General features: G+C 54.8%; 18 protein-coding genes. 6 read left to right on the top strand and 12 right to left on the bottom strand.

Annotated elements, in window-relative coordinates:
• From LWL52_RS12055 to ric, 3 genes are all read right to left on the bottom strand, one after another.
• Positions 1 to 831, bottom strand: a complete 831-nt coding sequence (locus LWL52_RS12055) for a DUF2249 domain-containing protein (protein WP_242920127.1) — start codon at positions 829 to 831, stop codon at positions 1 to 3.
• On the bottom strand, positions 828 to 1340 hold the full coding sequence (locus tag LWL52_RS12060) for a hemerythrin domain-containing protein (protein ID WP_242920129.1): 513 nt from the start codon (positions 1338 to 1340) through the stop codon (positions 828 to 830). Before LWL52_RS12060 ends, LWL52_RS12055 begins: the two co-directional genes overlap by 4 nt.
• Before the next feature lie 112 nt (positions 1341 to 1452).
• Complete coding sequence (gene ric, locus LWL52_RS12065; protein ID WP_242920132.1) at positions 1453 to 2412, bottom strand: iron-sulfur cluster repair di-iron protein; 960 nt, start codon at positions 2410 to 2412, stop codon at positions 1453 to 1455.
• A gap of 196 nt (positions 2413 to 2608) precedes the next feature.
• Here ric and LWL52_RS12070 point away from each other — a divergent pair, with 196 nt between their 5' ends.
• Complete coding sequence (locus LWL52_RS12070; protein WP_242920134.1) at positions 2609 to 5887, top strand: vitamin B12-dependent ribonucleotide reductase; 3279 nt, start codon at positions 2609 to 2611, stop codon at positions 5885 to 5887.
• A gap of 197 nt (positions 5888 to 6084) precedes the next feature.
• Here LWL52_RS12070 and LWL52_RS12075 read toward each other — a convergent pair whose 3' ends face one another.
• Together LWL52_RS12075 and LWL52_RS12080 are read right to left on the bottom strand one after the other, a co-directional pair.
• On the bottom strand, positions 6085 to 7383 hold the full coding sequence (locus tag LWL52_RS12075) for a hypothetical protein (RefSeq protein ID WP_242920135.1): 1299 nt from the start codon (positions 7381 to 7383) through the stop codon (positions 6085 to 6087).
• A gap of 17 nt (positions 7384 to 7400) precedes the next feature.
• A complete protein-coding gene (locus LWL52_RS12080; RefSeq protein ID WP_242920137.1) occupies positions 7401 to 8042 on the bottom strand; it encodes a thioredoxin family protein in 642 nt (213 codons plus the stop codon).
• Positions 8043 to 8271: 229 nt separating this feature from the next.
• Here LWL52_RS12080 and LWL52_RS12085 point away from each other — a divergent pair, with 229 nt between their 5' ends.
• Together LWL52_RS12085 and LWL52_RS12090 are read left to right on the top strand one after the other, a co-directional pair.
• Complete coding sequence (locus LWL52_RS12085) at positions 8272 to 10086, top strand: hypothetical protein (RefSeq protein WP_242920139.1); 1815 nt, start codon at positions 8272 to 8274, stop codon at positions 10084 to 10086.
• The gene (locus LWL52_RS12090; protein ID WP_242920140.1) at positions 10083 to 10532 is read left to right on the top strand and encodes a 6-pyruvoyl trahydropterin synthase family protein; all 450 of its coding nucleotides are present in this window, start codon (positions 10083 to 10085) and stop codon (positions 10530 to 10532) included. Before LWL52_RS12085 ends, LWL52_RS12090 begins: the two co-directional genes overlap by 4 nt.
• Before the next feature lie 135 nt (positions 10533 to 10667).
• On the opposite strand, the gene LWL52_RS12095 is transcribed toward LWL52_RS12090, so the two are convergent.
• From LWL52_RS12095 to LWL52_RS12125, 7 genes are all read right to left on the bottom strand, one after another.
• Complete coding sequence (locus LWL52_RS12095; protein ID WP_242920141.1) at positions 10668 to 11435, bottom strand: ABC transporter permease; 768 nt, start codon at positions 11433 to 11435, stop codon at positions 10668 to 10670.
• 3 nt (positions 11436 to 11438) lie between these two features.
• Entirely contained in the window at positions 11439 to 12149 is a 711-nt protein-coding gene (locus tag LWL52_RS12100) for an ABC transporter ATP-binding protein (protein ID WP_242920142.1), read from the bottom strand.
• A complete protein-coding gene (locus LWL52_RS12105; RefSeq protein ID WP_242920143.1) occupies positions 12146 to 13402 on the bottom strand; it encodes a nitrous oxide reductase family maturation protein NosD in 1257 nt (418 codons plus the stop codon). The genes LWL52_RS12100 and LWL52_RS12105 overlap by 4 nt, the downstream gene beginning before the upstream one ends.
• The gene (locus LWL52_RS12110) at positions 13386 to 13844 is read right to left on the bottom strand and encodes a nitrous oxide reductase accessory protein NosL (RefSeq protein ID WP_242920144.1); all 459 of its coding nucleotides are present in this window, start codon (positions 13842 to 13844) and stop codon (positions 13386 to 13388) included. The genes LWL52_RS12105 and LWL52_RS12110 overlap by 17 nt, the downstream gene beginning before the upstream one ends.
• Positions 13841 to 14452, bottom strand: coding sequence for a hypothetical protein (locus LWL52_RS12115; protein ID WP_242920146.1), 612 nt, complete (start codon positions 14450 to 14452; stop codon positions 13841 to 13843). Before LWL52_RS12115 ends, LWL52_RS12110 begins: the two co-directional genes overlap by 4 nt.
• Before the next feature lie 67 nt (positions 14453 to 14519).
• Positions 14520 to 16532: a Sec-dependent nitrous-oxide reductase gene (gene nosZ / locus LWL52_RS12120; RefSeq protein WP_242920148.1), complete on the bottom strand. Its 2013-nt coding sequence runs from the start codon at positions 16530 to 16532 to the stop codon at positions 14520 to 14522.
• 24 nt (positions 16533 to 16556) lie between these two features.
• Entirely contained in the window at positions 16557 to 17090 is a 534-nt protein-coding gene (locus LWL52_RS12125; protein ID WP_242920150.1) for a c-type cytochrome, read from the bottom strand.
• 169 nt (positions 17091 to 17259) lie between these two features.
• Here LWL52_RS12125 and LWL52_RS12130 point away from each other — a divergent pair, with 169 nt between their 5' ends.
• The 3 genes from LWL52_RS12130 (at position 17260) to LWL52_RS12140 (ending at position 20982) form a co-directional block, all read left to right on the top strand.
• Complete coding sequence (locus LWL52_RS12130) at positions 17260 to 17631, top strand: hypothetical protein (RefSeq protein WP_242920152.1); 372 nt, start codon at positions 17260 to 17262, stop codon at positions 17629 to 17631.
• Between the two features lie 62 nt (positions 17632 to 17693).
• Positions 17694 to 18611 carry a hypothetical protein gene (locus LWL52_RS12135; protein WP_242920154.1) on the top strand — a complete coding sequence of 306 codons (918 nt, stop codon included), beginning with the start codon at positions 17694 to 17696 and terminating at the stop codon, positions 18609 to 18611.
• Positions 18612 to 18684: 73 nt separating this feature from the next.
• Positions 18685 to 20982 (top strand): nitric-oxide reductase large subunit, encoded by a 2298-nt coding sequence (locus LWL52_RS12140; RefSeq protein WP_242920156.1) that lies wholly within the window; start codon positions 18685 to 18687, stop codon positions 20980 to 20982.
• Positions 20983 to 21077 lie beyond the last annotated feature (95 nt).

Below are 21077 nucleotides of genomic sequence, written 5' to 3' on the forward strand. Positions count from 1 at the left end.
TTATTTTTTATAGATCAGCAGGTATACGTCGCCGGCACCCGCATCTTTTATACTTACAGCAAAGCCCCGCTCCTGCAACTGAGGCAGCAGGAACTGCGGCACCCGTTTGTGGTGCACATACAGTGCTTCCCTGTCGGGGAGTTGCGCCAGCCGTTGCAGGATGGTGACCATGGGCTGCGGCATTTCCAGTCCGCGCACATCTACGGAGCGTATCTTGCCGGCATAGGCCGTGAGCAGTTCTTCAAAAGTTGCTCCCTCCGTTTCTGTGGTAGTTAGTTCCGGGGCGGGTGCCACGAGCGCTGTATCTTTCCAGAAGTAAGTATGCACCAGGTCCGGGCCGAGAATCTCCACAAAATGCCGGAAGCCTTTCTTTTCCAGGATAGCCAGCAGCGGGGTAGGTTCAAAGGTATTGATCAGCAGCAGCGTGCCCGTGGCAGGCAGCGTGTTCACTGCATCCATGATAAGCCGAAAAGGGTCGCTGCCACCTGCGATCTGCTGGCGCACATCCAGAACGAGGAGTTGATCCGGTGCCAACTCCTGCAGAAATGCCGGTTTTTGAACAGTTGCCGCTGACGGAGCTGTTTCTGTGTTTTCAGTTGCTGCAGATTTAGCAACCGTAAAGCCGAGCGGAGCCAGCTCCCGGTAAAAATCCTCTACCTGGCAGCCGCCAATGCGGGCAGCATCGGCTATACTTACACGCGAGGCCAGCAGCTTGCGCAGCAGCGGGTTGCGCAGTTTTTCAAAATGGCTGCTGATGCCGGCAATGGCTTCCAAAGCTGCCGGGTTGGCCTTCAGAATGGCCGCGATCTTGGTAGTGGCAGCAAGGTTCATGGCTTGGTTTCGGGAACAGGATTCACCCAGAATTCGGGAGCAAAATCATCAGTGTGACTGGTGTGCCGCTTCGCCAGCAGCTTGCCGGCCAGTTGCAGCTCTTCGGGGTCGGCGACCGTCTGCAGGTACGGAAACAGTGTGCGTTCTTCCCAGCGGATATGGTCGTTGAGGTCCTGCTGCAGGGTATCGAACAAGCGGCTCTGCAGGTGTTCCCCATCACAGATCAGCCGGATGATCGCCTCCAGCAGGCGATGCTCCTCTTCTATGCGGATGCGCAGCGTATCGTTGACCACCAGCAGCCGGCGCAGCAACCATTCTTCCTCCTGGCAATGCTCGTGCAGGATATTATCCCAGAAATAGCGCACATAGGCGCGCATCTGTTGCAGGTCGGCGCCATTCTTGAGGCCCTGCCGCAGTTTCCAGCAAAATAGCAGGCCAAAATGGTGCTCGCGGGAAAGTGGCACCAGGGTTTTATCTCTTTTCAGGGGCGTTTTTTCAGACTTTTCCATGGCAGTTATACTTAAACATAACCGGATTTTTACCACCCGCGCCCCCTCCTAAAACAGGCTGGGAGTTTATACTTCTCCCTCCTGTTTTTAGAGGAGAGCTGGGGTGGAGTAATTACTTGATCACTTCTTTTTCCATCTCTAGGGCTTTCGGGAACAGGATGTTGTTCTCGAGGTGGATATGGCGGTGCAGATCGTCTTCAAACTCCTGCAGCTTTTTAAAGGCTACCGTGTAGGTGGCGCAGGCATCGGCCGGCAAGGTAAAATCGTTGCTCAGCGTACGGATCGCTTCCATATCGTTGCCGGCTATTTCGTGCTCCATTTCCATCATATTGATCGGGTTCTGGATGGAGCCAAAAGCGGGTGCATCGAGCTTGACGCCGTTTTTCTTTGCTTCGTACAGCTGCTTGATGAACGGGAAAAGAATGCGTTCCTCCTTGGGCATATGCGCTTCGAGCTCGTTGGCTACGTTGGTAAAATGCTTGGCGATCTCGAGCAGCTCGGGATGCCGGGAGCCGTGCACGCGGGCAATTTTAGCGGTATACTCATAAAGTGCCGGAATCGCTTCGCGCACATACTTGTGGTGCACGTTCACGATGTAATCGGCCAGGAAAGAAGGCTCCCAGCTGGCATAATCGGTTTCGTTACCAGTAGCAGTATCAGGCAGCGCGTTCAGCTCCTGCTCTACTTTGCTGGAATCGATACCTTTTTCCTCGCACACCTGCTTGATGGATTTTTTGCCGCCGCAGCAGAAATCAATGCCATACTTCTTAAATACCTGCGCCTTGCGGAAATCTTTGGCTACCAGCTCGCCCACAGTTTCGCCGGCTTCCAGGTTCAGTTTGGTTATGAGCACTTCCCAAATCTCGGGGCCCTGCTCCAGGTACTGCCATTTAAAAATGTTGCCGCGCTCGCCTAGCAGCTGGTAATACACCGGCTTGGGGTCGTGGTCGTTGTGGATGATCAAACTTTCGCCACCCTTCAGGTTATCAAACCGGTCGAAGATGGTGGGATGCTTTAACCGTGGTTCGATCACAGTCACGTCTATTATTTCTGTTGTTGCGGTATTTTCCATAACACTTAATCTTTTGTCTGTTAGTAAGTTTTGTTTTAAATAATCACCGGCATAAAAGTATAAAAGTGCTTTGTTAATAAAAGAGGTAAATGTCTTTTATAGAATTGATCTTCGTCATTTTTTCTCTGCCCGAATGCCAGGACTTTTATCCCGCTTTAAATCCCAGCTAACATTTCTCAACCCTCTCCTTATCTATATGGCAAAAGCTACCCCCGCTTCAAAAGGCCTGACCATTTCCAGGCTGTTTACCAAATCAGGCACCAGCCCCTTCGACCTGTTCCGCTACGAGCGCCGCTCCTCCACCATCCGCACGCCCGATGGTAAGGTGGTAGCCGAGCGAAATGAAGTGGAAGTACCGGTCGGCTGGTCGCAGATCGCCACCGATATTTTAGCCCAGAAGTACCTGCGCCAGGCAGGCGTGCCGCAGCCCGATGGCAGCACCGGCGCCGAAACCTCTGTAAAACAGGTGGTACACCGCCTGGCCAACTGCTGGAAAGTATGGGGCCTGCGGCATGGTTATTTCCAGACCAAAGCGGATGCAACGGCATTTTATGATGAGCTGGTCTTCCTGCTACTTGGCCAGTATGCCGCCCCCAATTCGCCGCAATGGTTTAACACCGGCCTCTATGAAAGCTATGGTCTGAAAGGCAAGGCACAGGGCCACTTTTATGTAGACCCCGACACCGGCACCCTGCAGGAGTCGTCCTCGGCGTATGAGCGGCCGCAGCCCCATGCCTGCTTTATACTTGGCGTATCAGACGACCTGGTAAACAAAGGCGGCATTATGGACCTGTGGGTGCAGGAAGGGCGCATTTTCAAGTATGGCTCGGGCGTGGGCACAAACTTCTCTACCATCCGGGGCAAAGACGAGCCGCTGGGCGGTGGCGGCAGCTCCTCCGGCCTGATGTCGTTTCTGAAGATCGGCGACCGGGCGGCAGGCGCGATCAAATCCGGGGGAACCACGCGGCGGGCAGCCAAAATGGTGTGCCTGGACCTGGATCACCCCGAGATCGAGGCCTTCATTAACTGGAAAAAAGAAGAGGAGCGCAAAGTGGCCGCCTTAATTGCTGGCGGCTATAGTGCCGATTACGACGGTGAAGCGTACCAAACCGTTTCGGGGCAAAACTCCAATAACTCGGTGCGTGTGCCCGATGCTTTTATGGAAGCGCTGCAAAAAGGGGAAGACTGGGCGCTGACTGCCCGTACCGATCACAGCGAGATGAAACGCATTCCGGCCCGGCAGCTCTGGCAGCAGATTGCCGATGCGGCCTGGGCCTGCGCCGACCCAGGGCTGCAGTTCGACACCACCATCAACGACTGGCATACCTGCCCTGCCGAAGGCCCGATCCGTGCTTCGAACCCCTGCTCGGAGTACATGTTCCTGGATAATACGGCCTGCAACCTCGCGTCGCTCAACCTGCTCAAATTCTACGATACCGAAACGCAGCTTTTTGATGTGACAGCCTTTGCACATGCCTGCCGCCTATGGACGGTGGCGCTGGAAATATCGGTGCTGATGGCGCAGTTCCCATCCGAAGAAGTGGCACAACGCTCCTACGATTACCGCACCATTGGTTTGGGCTATGCCAACCTGGGGGCGCTGCTGATGGTGCAGGGCCTGCCCTACAACAGCGCGCAGGCCCGCAATACGGCAGCCGCTATCACGGCACTGATGACGGGTACGGCCTATAAAACATCCGCAGAAATGGCCGCCCTGCTCGGTGCTTTCGCAAAGTATGCTCCTAATAAAGAGGCGATGCTGCGCGTGATGCGCAACCACCGCTATGCCGCCTACAACCAGTCTGACAAGTATGAGAACCTGCATATTGCGCCGCAGGGACTGGACGAGGCCCATTGTCCGCCTTATTTAGTGCAGGCTGCCCGCCATGCCTGGGACGAAGCGCTGCAACAGGGTCTGAAGTATGGCTACCGCAATGCGCAGGCCACCGTTATCGCCCCAACAGGCACTATCGGCCTGCTGATGGATTGCGACACAACCGGCGTAGAACCTGATTTTGCGCTGGTAAAGTATAAAAAGCTGGCGGGTGGGGGCTATTTCAAGATCATCAACCAAAGTATACCCGCTGCCCTGGCGCGGCTGGGTTATACTTCAGAAGAGCAGGCCGCTATTGTAAACTATGCCAAAGGGCATGCTACCCTGCAAGGCGCACCGCACCTGAACGCGCAGGCGCTGGCGCAGCTTGGCTTTACGGCCCCGGACCAGGCTACCCTGGAGGCGGCGCTTCCGACAGCTTACGATATTGAGGCGCTTTTTAGTACGTATACCTTGGGTGAAGACTGCCTGCAGCGGCTGGGGTTCGCGCCTGCACAGTACGTGCAGCCAACTTTCAGCCTGCTGCAGGCACTGGGCTTTACGGCAAAGCAGGTAGCCGATATGAACGACTACTGCTGCGGTACCATGACGGTAGAGGGTGCCCCTTTCCTGAAACCCGAGCATTACCCGGTGTTCGACTGCGCCAACCGCTGCGGCCACAAAGGCAGCCGCTACAGTCTGCCCGAGGGCCACATCCGGATGATGGCTTCGGTGCAGCCCTTTATCTCGGGGGCCATCTCCAAAACCATCAACCTGCCGCACGAAACCACGGTGGCAGCAGTGGCCCGGTGCTACGAGCTGTCGTGGGAAATGGGCCTGAAAGCCTGCTCGCTGTACCGGGATGGCAGCAAACTCTCACAGCCGCTTTCCGCTAAAAATACCAGCACCCAAACCAGTGAACAGACCGCGGCAGAGGTAACGCCAATTGAGCTGAACCATGATGCCGAACAGGTACTGCAGGCGGCCAAAGCCATCCTGGCCGATGCCGGCCAGGCGGGTTTCCGGCAGCAACTCGCCCATTTGGTAGAGCGCCACAAACTGCCCGACAAGCGCAAAGGCTTCACCCAGAAAGCAAAGATAGACGGCCACACTGTATATATCCGCACCGGCGAGTATGCCGACGGCACGCTGGGAGAGATCTTCATCGACATGTATAAAGAAGGGGCTTCGTTCCGCTCCATTCTCAATTGCTTTGCCATTGCCGTATCGCTGGGGCTGCAGTATGGCGTGCCGCTGGAGGAGTTCGTGAACCGCTTTACTTTTACCCGTTTCGAGCCGGCAGGCCGCGTGGAGCACCCCAACATTAAATCGGCCACCTCGGTGTTCGATTACCTGTTCCGGCTGCTGGGCTATGAGTACCTGAACCGCAGCGACCTGGTGCATGTGCAGCAAGAGAAACAGCCCGAACCGCAGGCACCAGAACGCCAATCGGCCGCACCGGTGGCTGCAAGCATCAATAAAGCAAATGCCAGCTACCAGGTCGTGACGCAAAGCCGTACCCTCCTGATGGAGCAGACCCAGCAGGTGCTGGCCAGCATGATGGGCGACGCCCCGATCTGCAATACCTGCGGCCATATTACCATCCGCTCCGGCACCTGCTACAAATGCCTTAACTGCGGCAATAGCCTGGGTTGCAGCTAGGATAGTACCACCAAGAAAAAGCCTGCCTTTGGCTGACCAGATCAGCAAAAGGCAGGCTTTTTTATTTCGATGCTTCAAATAATATTTTACTTGCTCCTGTTAACCATAACCAATAACGCAGCACGCCGACGCGGACCTACGAAAGTATGCAGGCAGAGAAAAGGGAAAGTAACGAAAGAGTAAGATAGGACGGAAAATTATACCTGACTGTGCTGCAGCTCCGGTGTGAGCGGCAACCTTATACTTTTGCGGCCTGAAAACTGGGCCAGGTAAAACAGCACTATACCCAACGGCAGCGCTACGCTGATCAGGAACAGAAGTCCGAAATAGTGAGGGATCAGGCCGCTGCCAGCCCAGAAAAAGATACCCTGTAGAAAAAGGAGGGCTTCGCTGCTTATGAGCGCGGCCACGAACAAACCCATACCCCAGCGGCTTTGCCAGCTTTTAAAGCTGAGCCAGCCCTGCTGCACAAAAAATGCCAGTACGAACAGGCTGATAAAACCCAGCAGCACCAGGTGCAAGTAGCCGATCACGAAATTGCGCTGTTGGTAAGCCAGGTTGGCCACATACGGAAAAGCTGTAGCGAACTGCATGAGTATCTTCAGCACAAAAGCCAAGCCCGAGAGCAGCCATAACCTCCTGGTCCAGCTATTCCCTGAACCCGGCACAGCCGTGCGTAGGGGCAGAAGCAACCGAAGCAGCACCACCAGGCCAATAACCTGCGCGAAAGCAGCCGCGCCACCTAGCAGATAAAGTAGGGCAGGCGGTTTTGTCCAGAGCACTGAGAGCAAGTAAGCCGGCAAGCACGCCCAAAACATCCACCAGAAAAAAGCGATGGCCAGGGAGCGGTTAAAATCCAGTTTATACTTCTCCAGCAGCCAAAAGAGCAGGCCCAACACAGCAAACATAAACCAGCCGTTGTACTGGAAATGCAGGTAAAAATAAATAGCATTATAGTATAAGCTGTCGCCGTTGTGGCCGGTAGCCATAATGGGGCCCATGGCCCAGGGACCAAGCGACGAAAGCGCCATAAAAAACAGCGCCGCCCGGATGAACCGGAAGGAAACCTGCTGCTGCCCCCGGCTGATCTTCAGGGCTTTTGCATCGCGCAGGAACTGGAAAATAAACCAGTAGCTCAGCAGGATGTGCAGGGTGGAGAAAGTAATGGAAAACAGAGCATAGCCCTGCAGCGGAAAGCTCACCAGCATGCCCGCCACCGCTCCCTGCGACAGCCAGAATTGCCAGGCATAGACACGTTTCTGCTGCACCTCGGGGGGCATCCAGGCATGCAGCAGCGCTACAAAAAGCGCCGAGTACAGCCAGCCCAACAAGGCCACATGCGAGTGCCCGTGCAGAAAAAACTTATAGTTGATCCCCGCCAGGGGCGCTACAAACTGCCACCGCAGCAGCAGGCCCAGAAAGGCCACTACCACCAGGTTGCCCAGGGCTACCAGCAGCCAGTTTCTTTTCGACGCATGTAGCAAAACGTAAGTCACGGTACTTTTTTAGGCAACTACCCTACTGCTAATACCTTCTCTTCTACCTGCAGCGCCTTGCGCACCAGGGCCAGCAGGTCCTGCTGCAGGGCCCGGCTCCTGTCTTGCGCATACATAGTATGCAGGTGCGTGGCCACTTCCGCCGACGAAGCTCCGGGCGTTTCGGCTTTGTAGCGGTTCAGCTGTTCCTGAAGGGCTGTGGGCCTTGGGCCCCAGGTAAAGAGCCTCTCCCCGGTCTCTACCGCGGTGCAGATCAATTTTGGAATGGCACGGCTGCCGTTTGTCAGGCAGGAGTCCATCCAGTTTGGGTTTTCATCGCGCAGCAGTACCCGTAGCGTAATGCCGGGCGCAGCGCCGGCCACGGCCGCAATGGCCGGGATCAGCTGGGCACCGTCGCCGCACCAGCTTTCGGCCAGTACCACCCAGTGCCAGGCAGGCTGGTGGAGCAGCAGAAGCGCTTCCAGCTCGGGCAAGGGCTCAAACTGCTTTTCTACGCGCTTCATGCGTTGCAAATTAAGCCGGGTATAGCCAATGCGTTCCTCGGTCTGTTCGGGGCCGGTTGTTTTCTGCTGCCTGACAAGCTCCTCCACCACGCTGCGGTAGGCCTCGTAGGAGCGCGGGTTCAGCATTGCCGGAGCTAGGGTTTTATATATTTCCATCGGTACAATTCTTTTTTGCAAGTCTACCACAATCTGGCCGCCATTTAAATGACGCTGGTCACTTCCGGGCTGATATTCCGCTGTCCTTCGTCATTATTTTCTTTTTCGAATATTGCAATGACATCTATCACCCCCCGGACTGACGCACCTCATCCGGTGCTTTCCGCCTGCCCACTACCTTGTCGCTCTTTATACTTTCCTTATCACCCATTAAATTTAAGTATTCCTTATGCAACCCACTTCACCTCATACCTTCCATATCCCGGTTATGGGTCTGGCTTTTACCGTGGATTCTCCTTTAAAGGTGGCCCGCTTCGGCATTTCGTCTGTAGTTTCGATCGGCGATGACAGCCTGCTGGAGCAAATGCGGGCGCACTACTGCCAGCAGTACCTGCGGCCTTACACGCCCATTGCCATGGATCAGGAAGATTACCGGGCGCGGCGCATTACCGCTTATCTCGACCTGCTGGATGAAGTGGTGAAAGAACAGATAGAGGCGCTGCGGCACGAGGATTTTACGCCCGCTTCGGAGCTGACCAAATACTTTACCCTGCTGCCCGAGAGCTCCCCTTTGCGTGCACTCTACCTGCAAATGCTGCACACCACGGATTCCGAACAAAAACATCACCTGCAACAGGCCCTGCGCGAAGCAGTGGTGCCGGGCAGGATCGATGTGAACATTATGACGAAACTCGACAAGACCAACTACGCCAAAAACGGGGAGCCTCTGCCGCAGGAGTATTGTGATGCCCTAGCGGCGCTCCGCGGTTTTGCCAACAGCACCGTGCAGGCAGCTGTGGTGTTCTCGGCAGGCATGAACATGCGCCTGTATAGTTACCTGGACCAGTTTGCCTGCTTTCTACCAGGTAAAAACGGCGAACTCCAAAAGCAGGTCATCATCAAGGTGAGCGACTACCGCTCAGCTTATGTGCAAGGTAAAATACTGGCAAAAAAGGGCATCTGGGTGTCGGAATTCCGGATTGAATCAGGCCTGAACTGCGGCGGCCACGCCTTTGCCACCGACGGCTATTTGCTGGGCCCCATTTTGGAAGAATTCAAGCAGAACCGCGCCGCCATGCGCACGGAACTGGAAAGTATGTGCTGCGCTGCGCTGGCGGGCAAAGGTCTGCCGGTTCTGCAGGCCCAGGCGTTGCAGCGCATCAGCGTGCAGGGGGGCCTCGGTACCGCAAAAGAAGATGAACTGATGCTGCGCCACTACGGCATGGATGCCACCGGTTGGGGAACTCCTTTCCTGCTGGTGCCCGAAGCCACTACCGTTGACAACGACACGCTGGCAAAACTGGTGCAGGCCACCCAAAAGGATTTATACTTGAGCCCGATCTCTCCGCTGGGCGTGCCGTTCAACGCCTTGCGCGACACCTCGAGCGAGGCGCAGAAACTAGCGCGTATTGCCAGCGGCAAGCCCGGCAGCCCCTGCATCAAAAAACACCTGGTTTCTAACACCGAATTTACCGATGAACCGATCTGCACGGCTTCGCGCAAATACCAGCGCCGCAAGCTGGCGCAGCTGCAGGCTCAGAACTTAGCCCCGGAAGTATACCTAGCCCAAGAAGCCAACGTGCTGGCCAAAGAGTGCCTCTGCGATGGCCTGGCCAACGCAGCGCTCCAGTTGCTCCAGATCGGCAAAAAAGCAGCCTCCAAAGCCGTTACGATCTGCCCCGGCCCGAATCTGGCCTTTTTCTCGGGCGTGTTCAAGCTGCAGGAAATGGTTGATCATATCTACGGCCGCTTTAATGCGCTGAATGATACTTACCGCCCGCACGTGTTCGTGAACGAGCTCCGGATGTACATCGATTACTGGAAAAACAAAAAGGCCGAGCAGCTGGAAACGCTCACCGACAAGCAACGGAAATACCTGCAAAGCTTCTGGCAAAACCTACAGGAAGGCATCAGCTATTATAAACAGCAGCTGCCCACCTTGTTTGCAGACCAGCTCGAAAAGCAGGTGCTCATGCTGGATGAATTGCTGGAAGCGGAAGAACAGCTGTGGCTGGCCCGGCTAAAAGAAACAAGTATCGTATGAGCCGGATCCGGATTACGCGCCGCTTCACTTTTGAAGCGGCGCACGCCCTGCAGCACTACAACGGCGCCTGCCGCAACATCCACGGCCACTCCTATAAGCTCGAGGTAACCGTCATCGGCACACCGATCAGCGCCGAAAAGGACCCGAAAAACGGCATGGTGCTAGACTTTGGCGATCTGAAAAAGCTGGTGCAGGAAAGTATACTCGAAGCGGTAGATCATGCGCTGGTACTGCGTAGCGACAACCCGCCGGAACTAATAGCGCCCCTGCGCCTGCTGCACCACAAGCTCCTGCTCACCCCCTACCAACCCACTTGCGAGAACATGCTGCTGGATTTTAAAACCAGGTTATCAAATGTCCTGCCGGAACACGTTACGCTGCATAGCCTGAAGCTCTGGGAAACCGAAATCGCTTTTGCTGAGTGGTATGCATCGGATCAAAACTAAGCCAGGAGGTAAGCCAGACTTTTTTATACCTTACTTGTAAGATGTAACTTATAAGCAGACAGAAATACAAAACAGGCGCAAAGAGAGCTGATTCTCATTGCGCCTGTTTTGTTTTGGCGTAGTATAACTGCGTACTTAAATATCCCGTTTTGTAAAGATGCGGCTGGCGCCCAGTACCGGCAGCAGCACCCATACCAGCAACAACCCAAACGAGAGCCCCACGCCCCAGAGACTGCCTAAAATACTTTTATATAAGGCTCCGGTATAGCCCAGCAGCGCCGATACATCCAGGTGCAGCAATACCAGGATACGCCCCAGGTCGATGGGGTTGAGCGCCGCCATCGCCAGCGTAGCTGTTTCCAGGGGATATTCGCTGAAGTAGTAAAGTATAAATAACACGATGCCGTCATAGAGCAGGGCAAAGTAAAACCACAGCAACAGCGCTATACCAATGCCTTTGGCTTTGTCGCGGGTAATGACGGAAGCCAGAAAGGCAAGGGCCACAAAAATAAAGGTGATGAAAACGCCTGTCAGCACCAGGTATAAACCCGTCAGGCTGGCACCATAGAGCAGCACCGGAGCGCCCACGCCAAGTATAAACGCCCCGGACAGGGAGCAGGCAACGCCCAGGAACTCACTCAAGAATATTTTTTTGCGGTTCACAGGCTGGGCCATCAGCAGCTCAATAAACTCATAGGAGTTGTAGAAATGCGTGGTGGCAAACACAATGCTGATGAGCGGCACGGTGAGCAGCACCAGGTTCAGCAAACTCAGAATAGCTTTGCCCGGGTCTCCGCCCAGGTTAAACAAACCCACCGACAGCACCAGCAGAAACAACGTATAGGCAAGTATAATTTTGCTTCTGATAATGTCGTAAAGTACATATTTAATGATCCGGTTCATACGTTAATCCTCCTCTCCGTGCATAATTTTAGCAATGGCGCGGCTGAGGCGCTCCTCGTTTGTCTGCGCTTTCAGGGCGGCAATGGTTTCGTAGAATTTAAGGTGCCCATCCATCAGGCACAGCACCTCGTCGGCCACTTCTTCCACCTCGCTCATGATGTGGGAGGTGATGAGCACCAGCTTCCCTTTTTTCTTTTCTTTCAGGATCTTACTTTTCAGGATCTCTGCCGAGATGGGGTCCAGGCCGGCGGTTGGCTCGTCGAGGATGAGCACCTGCGGGTTGAAGAGGAAGGCCAGCGCGGCGCTTACTTTCTGCCGGGTGCCGCCCGAGAGCGATCCCATCCGCTTGTCGTATAGTTGTTCCAGCCCGTAAAGGCCCACCAGTTCCTCATCCAGCACGGGAGCATCCTTGCGGATATCCTTCAGCATATTGAATACCTGGCGAATTTTCATGTTTTCGGGGTAGCGGCCGATCTGGGGCATATAGCCCAGCTGGCTCCGGTAGGCGTGCTGCCGCAGTACGCTCTGGCCGTTGAGCTTCACATCGCCGCCGTCGGGCAGCACCATGCCCAGCAGGCACTTGATCATGGTGGTTTTGCCCGTGCCGTTAGGCCCAATAATAGACACCACTTTGCCGGGGCCAAAACTAACGCTCACGTTGCGGAGCACCTGCAGCCGGCCATACGACTTGCTTAAATTTTCTATCGCTATCATACTTCTATTCGTTTCATCACCGGTTGTTCGTCAATCAGCTGGTCCGGAATGATGCTGGGCAGCACTTTCTCCACCTTGTCCATCAGGTCTACAATAAAGCTGCGCATAAACATCACCGAGGGCGGCACGTGCTCCACCAGCATCGAATACAGGCTTACCGGGCGATAAGGCACATCGCCTACCTTGTCTTTGTTCAGGTCGTAGCCGTTATACTTGTCCCAGTAGTTGCCCGAAAAGAAGTTGAGCATAGTGTTACCGTTGGTGGCCACATCAAAGGTATTGCCGGTAAAGTTGTTGAGCCGGAACGTGTCGGCCTCACAGTTGGAGAGCACGCGCAGCGCCCAGCCGTTTCCTTCAAAATTGTTGTGTTCAACCTGCAGTTTGCTGGAGCCCTCCAGGTAAATGCCCGCCGTATTGCGCCGGAAGGTATTGCCCCGGATCACACTCCGGCTGATATCCTTGAGCAACAAACCATAAGCGGCTGCGCCCCAGTTATCTTCGAACAGGTTTTGCTGCATCACAATGTTCTTGGTATACATCACGGCCACGCCCGCGCCATTGTGCCGGAAGGTGTTGCGCTGGTACACGTTGCCATCCGAGAACATAAAGTGCAGGCCATAGCGCAGATTGCCCTGGCTTAGGTTATGCCGGATGCGGCTGTTGGTGGCAAACTCAAAGTAAATGCCGTCTCGGTGGCCCGATACCTGGTTGTCGTGCACGTTGATGGCCTGGCAGTACCAGAGGTGAATGGCGTTGCCCGACGAGGTTTCGGTTTTTCCCTGCCCCTGCACCCGGTTGCCTCCTATTTCGCAGTTGCTGGCGCGCTGCAGGTAAATGCCGAAAAAAGCGTTCAGAATCCGGTTGTCCAGGATGCGCACATGGCTGGCTTCGGCCACCCGGATGGCGGCATAATCACTCAGGTAACTCACTTCCACATCTTTCAGGGTAAAGCCCTGCACGGTAACGTGGCTGGCCCGGATGGTGAGGATCTCGCCTTTGTGCCGGCCGTCCAGCACCGGGCGTTGCCGGCCGATCAGGAAAAGGGGCTTGCGGATCTCGATGTTGCCTTCGCGGTACACACCGCCTGTTACCACCACGCTGTCGCCGGGATTTGCCTGGGCAATGGCTTGGCGGATGGAGCGCTGCGGACAGGTGGCGCATACCTGCCAGGTAGCGGCCTGCACCGGCGCGCAAAGCAACAGCAGCAGGCAGAGGGCTATACTTTGGACGATACGTTTACTGCGGCTTTTCATTTTTTTGTACAACTAACAGGGTTTGCTCCCAGGTTAGCAGCCGGCCCTGGTGCTGTTGCCGGAACTGCCCGGCAGTAGCGTTATCGGCAAAGGCAGTCAGCGACATGCCCATGGGGCTGGCCAGCTTTGCGCTCTGCAGAAAAGTGGCTTTGCGGGCATCAACCAGCTGCTTTGGGTTCGAAAAATCTGTTACCAGCACATAGGCAGCGTCTTTTTTCTTCCCGGGATTGTCGTTGAGGTAAGCGGCCAGGCATTCGGCCGAATCAAACGTATAAACCTTGCCTTTTGCGCTCACCAGCTCGGCGCCAAAGCGGCTGTCGGAAACGGTCATGTTGCAATGAGCGCAGTTTACCTGGCCATAAGCAATGGGTTTGGGCGCCACCTGGCAACTGATCAGCAACCAGAGGCAGATGCCCCATACCAGCGTGAAATGCGTTTTCATAGGACCAGGGTTTTTTCAGCTGATTTTATACTTGCGCCTTTACGCCTGCGCTCCAGAAAGAAAACCGCCAGGCCCAGCACCACGGCCAGCGCAATACCTATACTTCCGGGGCCCGGCAGCGATAGTGCATGGAAGTTGAGTAGCTGCTTGCTACCAATAAAGGGCGGGATATACGTCATGCCCGGAATAATAATGGGGGCGTGCGGGTCGAGGTTGGTGCCGAATTTGTGCAGCCACATATAAAAGTCTGCCAGGCCGGCCGCACCGGCTACCATCAACAGAAACACCCAGGGCAGCACCAGGCGCCTGGCGCCGGCAAGCGCGATCAGGGCACCTGTAAGCATAAAGAAAAAGACAATGTAGGGCATGTAGGTCAGCTCCTGAAACGAGTCGGGTTGTATCTTTTCCATGCCAATGTAGTGGTTCAGGATATTGAAGTTCTGCAGGGAGTAATCGGTGGAGCCGGATATTTTATTTACCCAGATGTGCATCTGTAAGCCTTCGGGATACTGCGGTGCCTGCACGTATATTTTCCACATCGGAAAAAGAAAGAGCAAGCCCAGCGAAATTGCTGCTGCCAGTAGCAACAGCTTGTGTAGTGTTTTCATCTTCTTATACTTAAGCGTGAAAAAAAGAGAAGGTGAAGGAGCCCCTCACCTTCTCTTATACTTGTTGTTAAGCAGCTGGCTTTTTACCTCCAGTGGAGAAGGCTACCGGCGTTTTCACGCCTTTAGGAGACACTTTGATGTAACCCTGCATCTCCTGGTGCAGCGCAGAGCAGAAGTCGGTGCAGTACATGGGCACAATGCCGGCTTTCTGGGGCACCCACTTCAGGGTCTGGGTAGCGCCCGGCATGATCAACAGCTCGGCGTTGTTGTTACCCATGATGGCAAATCCGTGGGGCACATCCCAGTCCTGCTCCAGGTTGGTCACGTGGAAGTATACTTCGTCGCCCACGTTCACGCCCTCGATGTTATCGGGCGTTAAGTGGCTTCGGATCGCCGTCATGTACACGTGCACCTGGTTGCCTTTGCGCTCTACCCGCGTATCGCTTTCCTTTTTGGTGGCCTGCGGGTGGCTGTTCTCTTCCAGGCTGTAGAACTTCACGCTGTTGGGTGCTATTTTACCCGCTTCGATGGCCTGCGCATAGTGCGGCTCGCCAATGGTCGGGAAGTCGAGCAGCAGCTTCATTTTCTCGCCGCTGATATCGATCAGCTGGGCTGAGTGCGCCAGTTCAGGGCCAGTAGGCAGGTAGCGGTCTTTGGTGATCTTGTTCATGGCGATCAGGTACTTGCCGTAAGGCTTTTTGGTATCGCCGCCAGGTATCACCAGGTGACCAACTGAGTAATATACCGGAATGCGGTCCACTACTTTAAAGTCTTTCAGCTTCCATTTCACTACTTCCGAAGACACGAACATGGAAGTATAAGCGTTGCCTTTGCCGTCGAACTCGGTGTGCAACGGTCCCAGGCCCGGTTCTTTCACCTCACCTGCCAGCACGGATTCGTAACGCAGGATCGGAATGCCGCCCACATCGCCGATAAAATCTTTCTTCTCGATGGTTTTGAGCATGTTAGAGAAAGAGTGCACCGGAATGATGGAAGCCAGCTTGCCGCTCACGATCATAAACTCGCCCGAAGGGTCCACGTCGATGCCGTGCGGTGATTTAGGCACGGGGATCAGGTACATCAGCCCGGGGCATTCTTCGGGCAGCAGGATGCGCACTTTTTTCTTTATCTCGGAAGTGGCAATGTGCGTTTTCTCATCCAGCTTGTTGTGGTAATAGTAAGCTGGCATTTCGTGCGTCTTGCCTTCGCGGGCATACTTGGCTGCCAGCTTCCAGTTAATAGCCGCCAGGAAATCCTTGTCGTTCTGCGAAGCGCCGATCTCTTTGAGTGTGCTGGCCTGCTCGGTGTTGTAGGTAGTAAAGAATACCCAGTCCGAAGAAGGGCCTTTGCCGCCATTGGCCAGGTCATAGTCAAAGCCGGGCACCAGCACCTGGAAGTCCAGGTCCATGTCGCCGGTCTTTTTATCTACCTTCACAAACGAGATAGACCCTTTGAACTTGTCTTTATACTCGCTGAAGTTCACGTCCTCATACTTGCCTTCCACGTTGATGGGCACGCTGAAGCGGGTACCCGCAATCACGTACTCGTTGTCGTTGGTGGGGTATGGCGAGCAGTGGTTACCGGCACTGTTGGGAATCTCCATGATCTCGGCGGTCTCAAAGGTTTTGAGGTCGAGACGGGCTACCCGTGGGGTATTGTTGGCGTTCACAAACAGCCAGCGGCCGTCCGTCATGCCATCGGTGCGTGAAAGCTTGGGGTGGTGCAGATCGTCCCAGGGCACAAAGCCAAAGGAGGTGTTAAGCATCGCCTTCGACTCCTCGGTGTAGCCGTAGCCATTCTCCGGATTCTGCGAGAACACCGGAATCACTTTTAACTGCCTGCCGGAGGGGATGCCGTATACTGACACCTGGCCGCTGAAACCACCCGACATAAACGAGTAGAGTTCATCGTGCTTGCCTGGCGCCACATATACTTTGGTGGCTGCATCGGCATCAGCCTGCGAAGCAACGGCCGTATTGGCCTGCGATGATTCGATACCACTGCAGCTTTGCAGCGCAGCACCGGCGGCCACTGCCAGCAGCAGAGCAGCCTTATTCACTTTTTTGTACAAGGTTTCCATAAGAGCTATGGGTTAGGTGTTGCCTTAGATCGCTTTATCGTTCTGGCGGAAGTACTCCAGAATAGCGCGGGCGTCTTGCTCGTTCACATTCTGGTTCGTCATCTGGGTCAGGTGCTCGGCCAGCAGTTTCTTGGCGGTCGGGTCCTGTTTTGTCATCTCTTCGGGGTTCAGGATCATGTTCATGACCCACTCCGGCTTGCGGCGTTCTGTTACGCCAGCCAAGCCCGGACCTACTACCTTCTGGTCGGTGAGCTGGTGGCAGGCCGAGCATTTAGCTTCAAACAAGCCTTTGCCCGTACCGGCCAGGGCCGCGTCAATGTCGGCGCCTACTTCCACCGTGGTCACAGGGCCTACTCCTTTGCCTTCGTCTGCCACTGCAGCTGTTTCAGGAGCAGCCGCTTCGGTACTGGCCGGCTGGTCCTGGGCATAAGCTTCGGCACCTGTGCCTTCGCTTTCGCCGGATGTACAGCTGTAAAGCCCCATAACCGCCAACAGCAGCATGGCACCCAACGACAGACCGGAAGCGCTTACTTTGTTTTTTCTGTTTCTGATTTTCATGATGTTTTAAATTTGAATGAATGATGGTAGTGGTGATTATCTACGGTCCAAAAGTAGCGGCCCTGTCAGGGATAATAAAAGACCTACATCTCTTTTATTAATGATCTCGATCATTTTTCCTGCCGCACGGCTATCAGACCTTTGATGCAGAAAAAAGAGGTAAAAGGAGATGAAAAGGTTTGTGTGGATATGGCTGTTTATAGGAGCGCTGGTGCAACCCTGCAGCAAAACAGGCCTATATGTGTTGTTCCGGGCAAACCAAACTTATATTGCCAGCCACCTCTGCGAAAAACGCCATGTGCCGGGCGCTACCTGCCAGGGCAAATGTTACCTGAAAAAGCAGCTGGCCAAAGATAGCGCCAGCAAACAGCGGCATCCGCGTACGCTGGCCCCTACCCCCGACCTGAGCCTGCCGGCTTCTTTTCTAATAGCGATCCCGGCGCCAGGCTTAACTGCTGCCACCTGCCTGGCCGGCTACCTGAACAGGCCCGCCTTCAGCCCGCAACGCAGCATTTTCCATCCTCCTCCCGAACAGGCTTAGCAATTACGACTGCCTGCCAAACAGGCAAATTCAAACTGTTTTAAAGAATAAATTCAATTGATATGAAAAAGATCTTCGCTCTTGCTATTGCCCTGTTTGCCTTTGGCCTGAATAGCTACGCCTGCGATGGCGGCTGCACCATTGGCGGCAGTTACCTGGGTATTCTGCCCCAGGTACACAAAAATTTCTTTGGCGTTCGCTACCTCAGCAACACCTATACTATTACCAGCACCTACACGCACTCCCACGACGGGGTGCCGGAAACGCACCACGAGCTGACCGAAAATATTTTTCGCTCTGCCGAACTCTGGGGCCGTTACACGCCGGTAAAAGGCATGCAGGTATTTGCTTTTGTGCCTTACCGCTTTAACCAGCACATCATGCCGGAAGAAACCCACCGCCCCAGCGGGCTGGGCGATATAACGTTGCTGGCCAACTATGCCGTGCTGAACACCGGCGATAGCGCGACTTATTCCCTGAGACATACCCTGCGCCTGGGAGGCGGCATTAAATTACCCACCGGCCATTTTGGCCAGGGCAGCCACCACGATGGACCGGCCAGCATGCAGCCCGGCACCGGTAGCACCGATTATATTCTTACTGGAATTTATACAATCCGCTACAACAAGATCGGCCTGAACTCTGATGTGACCTATAACCTGAACTCGGAGAACAAGGAGGGTTATCAGTTTGGCAACCGGGTGAGCGCATCTTCCAACTTGTTTTACTGGCATAATACAGGCGCTATCACCATCCTGCCCAGCGCCGGGCTATACTACGAAAAAGCCGAAGCTGATCAGTTGCATGGCGAAAAGAACCTGCAGACCGGTGGCGAGAGCATTTTTGCCACGGCAGGCCTGAGCGTGTACGTAGGTCCGGTAGCCACCAGCGTAACGGTACAGAAAAACCTGAGCACCACCACCGTGCGCGACACTAGGGGCAATAGCCGCATGCAACTTAGCCTTGCATACCTTTTCTAGTCTTTTCCGGCAAATCCACGTAACTACCTAGTATTCTACTATATACCCATCTTATATATACTTATTTACCATTATGAAATACAAAAAACTCTGGATCGGATTTATAGTCGTTATCATCGGCTCTTTCTCCGTGCTGGGCTACTTTGGCTCAGAAATCTACCGGCAGGCTCCGCCTATTCCGGATAAAGTGGTCAGTGCTTCGGGTAAAGTGCTCTTTACCGGCGAGGATATCCGAAACGGCCAGAATGTATGGCAATCCATTGGAGGCCAGGAACTGGGCTCGGTCTGGGGCCACGGCGCCTATGTAGCCCCCGACTGGACAGCTGACTGGCTGCACAAAGAGGCTATTTTTATGCTGGATGCCTGGGCAAAAGAAGCCAAAGGCACCACCTACGCCCGCCTGGATGCCGAAAACAGGGCCATGTTGCAGGCCCGTTTGCAAAAGCAGGTGCGCGCCAATACTTACAACAAGGCCACCGGCACGATCACTGTCTCCGATGCGCGGGCCGAAGCAGTGGCATCGGTTAGCCAGTTTTATGCGGGCCTGTTTACCAACAACCCCGAAATGGCCAAGTACCGCGATGCCTACGCCATTGCCGACAATGCCATCAAGGACCCGGAACGGATGCGCCAGATGAACGCTTTCTTTTTCTGGGCTACCTGGGCCTGCGTGACCGAACGGCCCGGCTCCGAAGTAACCTATACTAACAACTGGCCAGCCGAAGAGCTGGTTGGCAACCGCCCTAGCAGCGACCTGATCATCTGGACGGGCTTTAGCGTGATCATCCTGATCGGTGGTATCGGGTTACTGGCCTACTACTATGCCTCGCACAAGGACGAAGAGCTGGACATTGAACGACTGCCCAAGCAGGACCCTCTGCTGGGATTGCAGGCAACGCCCTCCATGCGGGCCACGCTCAAGTATTTCTGGGTAGTCACTGCCCTGATCCTGGTACAGATCGCCATGGGGATCGTAACGGCCCACTACGGCGTGGAAGGCCAGAAGCTTTACGGCATGCCGCTGTCAGAAATACTCCCCTACTCCGTAAGCCGCACCTGGCACGTGCAACTGGCTATCCTCTGGATCGCTACCTCGTGGCTGGCTACCGGCCTGTACATTGCACCGGCTGTTTCGGGGTATGAGCCTAAATTCCAGCGGCTGGGCGTAAACTTCCTCTTCATCTGCCTTATCATTATTGTAGCAGGCTCTATGGCTGGCCAGTGGTTTGGCGTGATGCAGAAACTGGGCTACGCCGAAAACTTCTGGCTGGGCCACCAAGGGTATGAGTATGTGGACCTGGGCCGTTTCTGGCAGATCTTCCTGCTGGTAGGGCTCGTATTGTGGCTGTTTTTGATGACGCGTGCCATCTGGCCTGCTTTCAAATCACAGGCTGAAGGCCGCCACCTACTGGGCATGTTCCTGATCTCGTCTGTAGCAATTGCGCTGTTTTATGCCGCCGGACTGATGTGGGGCCAGCATACCAACCTGGCCATTGCTGAGTACTGGCGCTGGTGGGTGGTGCACCTGTGGGTAGAAGGCTTCTTCGAAGTATTTGCCACCGTGGTGATCGCCTTCCTCTTTGTGCGCATGGGGCTGCTGCAAACTAAGATCGCGACTGGCACCGTGCTCTTCTCCACCATCATCTTCCTGTTTGGCGGCATTATCGGCACGTTTCACCACCTATACTTCAGCGGCACGCCCACCTCTATCCTGGCGTTGGGGGCCACCTTTAGCGCCCTGGAAGTAGTGCCGCTGGTGCTCATCGGGTTCGAAGCTTATCACAATCTGACGCTGAGTCGCGCTACCGAGTGGATCAAAGCTTACAAATGGCCTATCTACTGCTTTATTGCAGTGGCGTTCTGGAACCTGGTGGGCGCCGGTATCTTTGGCTTCGTGATCAACCCGCCAATCGCCTTATACTATATGCAAGGGCTCAATACCACAGCGGTGCACGGGCATGCGGCCCTGTTCGGGGTGTACGGTATACTGGGCATCGGCCTGATGCTGTTTGTGCTGAAAAGCATGGCTGCACGCCGTCGCTGGAAAAATGGGGTGATCAGCTTTGCCTTCTGGTCCATCAACATTGGCCTGACACTGATGATCGTGATCAGTTTGCTACCCATCGGCCTGATGCAGACCTGGGCAAGTGTGGAGTATGGCCTGTGGTATGCCCGCTCCATGGAGTTTATGCAAACCGACACCATGGAAACCCTGCGCTGGCTGCGCGTAGTTGGCGACACGGTATTTGCGGGTGGCGTAGTGGCGCTGGCCTGGTTTATACTTGGCCTGAAGACCGGCTGGTCTTTGGAAGAGGAAACCGATATTTCGCAGGAGAATTATCCCAGCGTGCATAAAGATGTAATGAAATAAGTTGTTTTTAATTTTAACCAGGCCCGCCTGCCGGAAGCAATTTCCGGCAGGCGGCCTTTTTTTGTGTGGCAGCTACAGCCTATCTGTAGAAAGGA

It is taken from the genome of Pontibacter liquoris (assembly GCF_022758235.1).
GTDB lineage: Bacteria > Bacteroidota > Bacteroidia > Cytophagales > Hymenobacteraceae > Pontibacter > Pontibacter liquoris.

Coding starts and splice junctions, on each gene's coding strand:
- ric (WP_242920132.1), bottom strand. CDS start 2,412: ATGGAAAATACCGCAACAACAGAAATAATAGACGTGACTGTGATCGAA.
- LWL52_RS12110 (WP_242920144.1), bottom strand. CDS start 13,844: ATGAAAACGCATTTCACGCTGGTATGGGGCATCTGCCTCTGGTTGCTG.
- LWL52_RS12090 (WP_242920140.1), top strand. CDS start 10,083: ATGAGCCGGATCCGGATTACGCGCCGCTTCACTTTTGAAGCGGCGCAC.
- LWL52_RS12080 (WP_242920137.1), bottom strand. CDS start 8,042: ATGGAAATATATAAAACCCTAGCTCCGGCAATGCTGAACCCGCGCTCC.
- LWL52_RS12100 (WP_242920142.1), bottom strand. CDS start 12,149: ATGATAGCGATAGAAAATTTAAGCAAGTCGTATGGCCGGCTGCAGGTG.
- LWL52_RS12095 (WP_242920141.1), bottom strand. CDS start 11,435: ATGAACCGGATCATTAAATATGTACTTTACGACATTATCAGAAGCAAA.
- LWL52_RS12115 (WP_242920146.1), bottom strand. CDS start 14,452: ATGAAAACACTACACAAGCTGTTGCTACTGGCAGCAGCAATTTCGCTG.
- nosZ (WP_242920148.1), bottom strand. CDS start 16,532: ATGGAAACCTTGTACAAAAAAGTGAATAAGGCTGCTCTGCTGCTGGCA.
- LWL52_RS12055 (WP_242920127.1), bottom strand. CDS start 831: ATGAACCTTGCTGCCACTACCAAGATCGCGGCCATTCTGAAGGCCAAC.
- LWL52_RS12125 (WP_242920150.1), bottom strand. CDS start 17,090: ATGAAAATCAGAAACAGAAAAAACAAAGTAAGCGCTTCCGGTCTGTCG.
- LWL52_RS12085 (WP_242920139.1), top strand. CDS start 8,272: ATGCAACCCACTTCACCTCATACCTTCCATATCCCGGTTATGGGTCTG.
- LWL52_RS12140 (WP_242920156.1), top strand. CDS start 18,685: ATGAAATACAAAAAACTCTGGATCGGATTTATAGTCGTTATCATCGGC.
- LWL52_RS12070 (WP_242920134.1), top strand. CDS start 2,609: ATGGCAAAAGCTACCCCCGCTTCAAAAGGCCTGACCATTTCCAGGCTG.
- LWL52_RS12135 (WP_242920154.1), top strand. CDS start 17,694: ATGAAAAAGATCTTCGCTCTTGCTATTGCCCTGTTTGCCTTTGGCCTG.
- LWL52_RS12105 (WP_242920143.1), bottom strand. CDS start 13,402: ATGAAAAGCCGCAGTAAACGTATCGTCCAAAGTATAGCCCTCTGCCTG.
- LWL52_RS12060 (WP_242920129.1), bottom strand. CDS start 1,340: ATGGAAAAGTCTGAAAAAACGCCCCTGAAAAGAGATAAAACCCTGGTG.
- LWL52_RS12130 (WP_242920152.1), top strand. CDS start 17,260: ATGAAAAGGTTTGTGTGGATATGGCTGTTTATAGGAGCGCTGGTGCAA.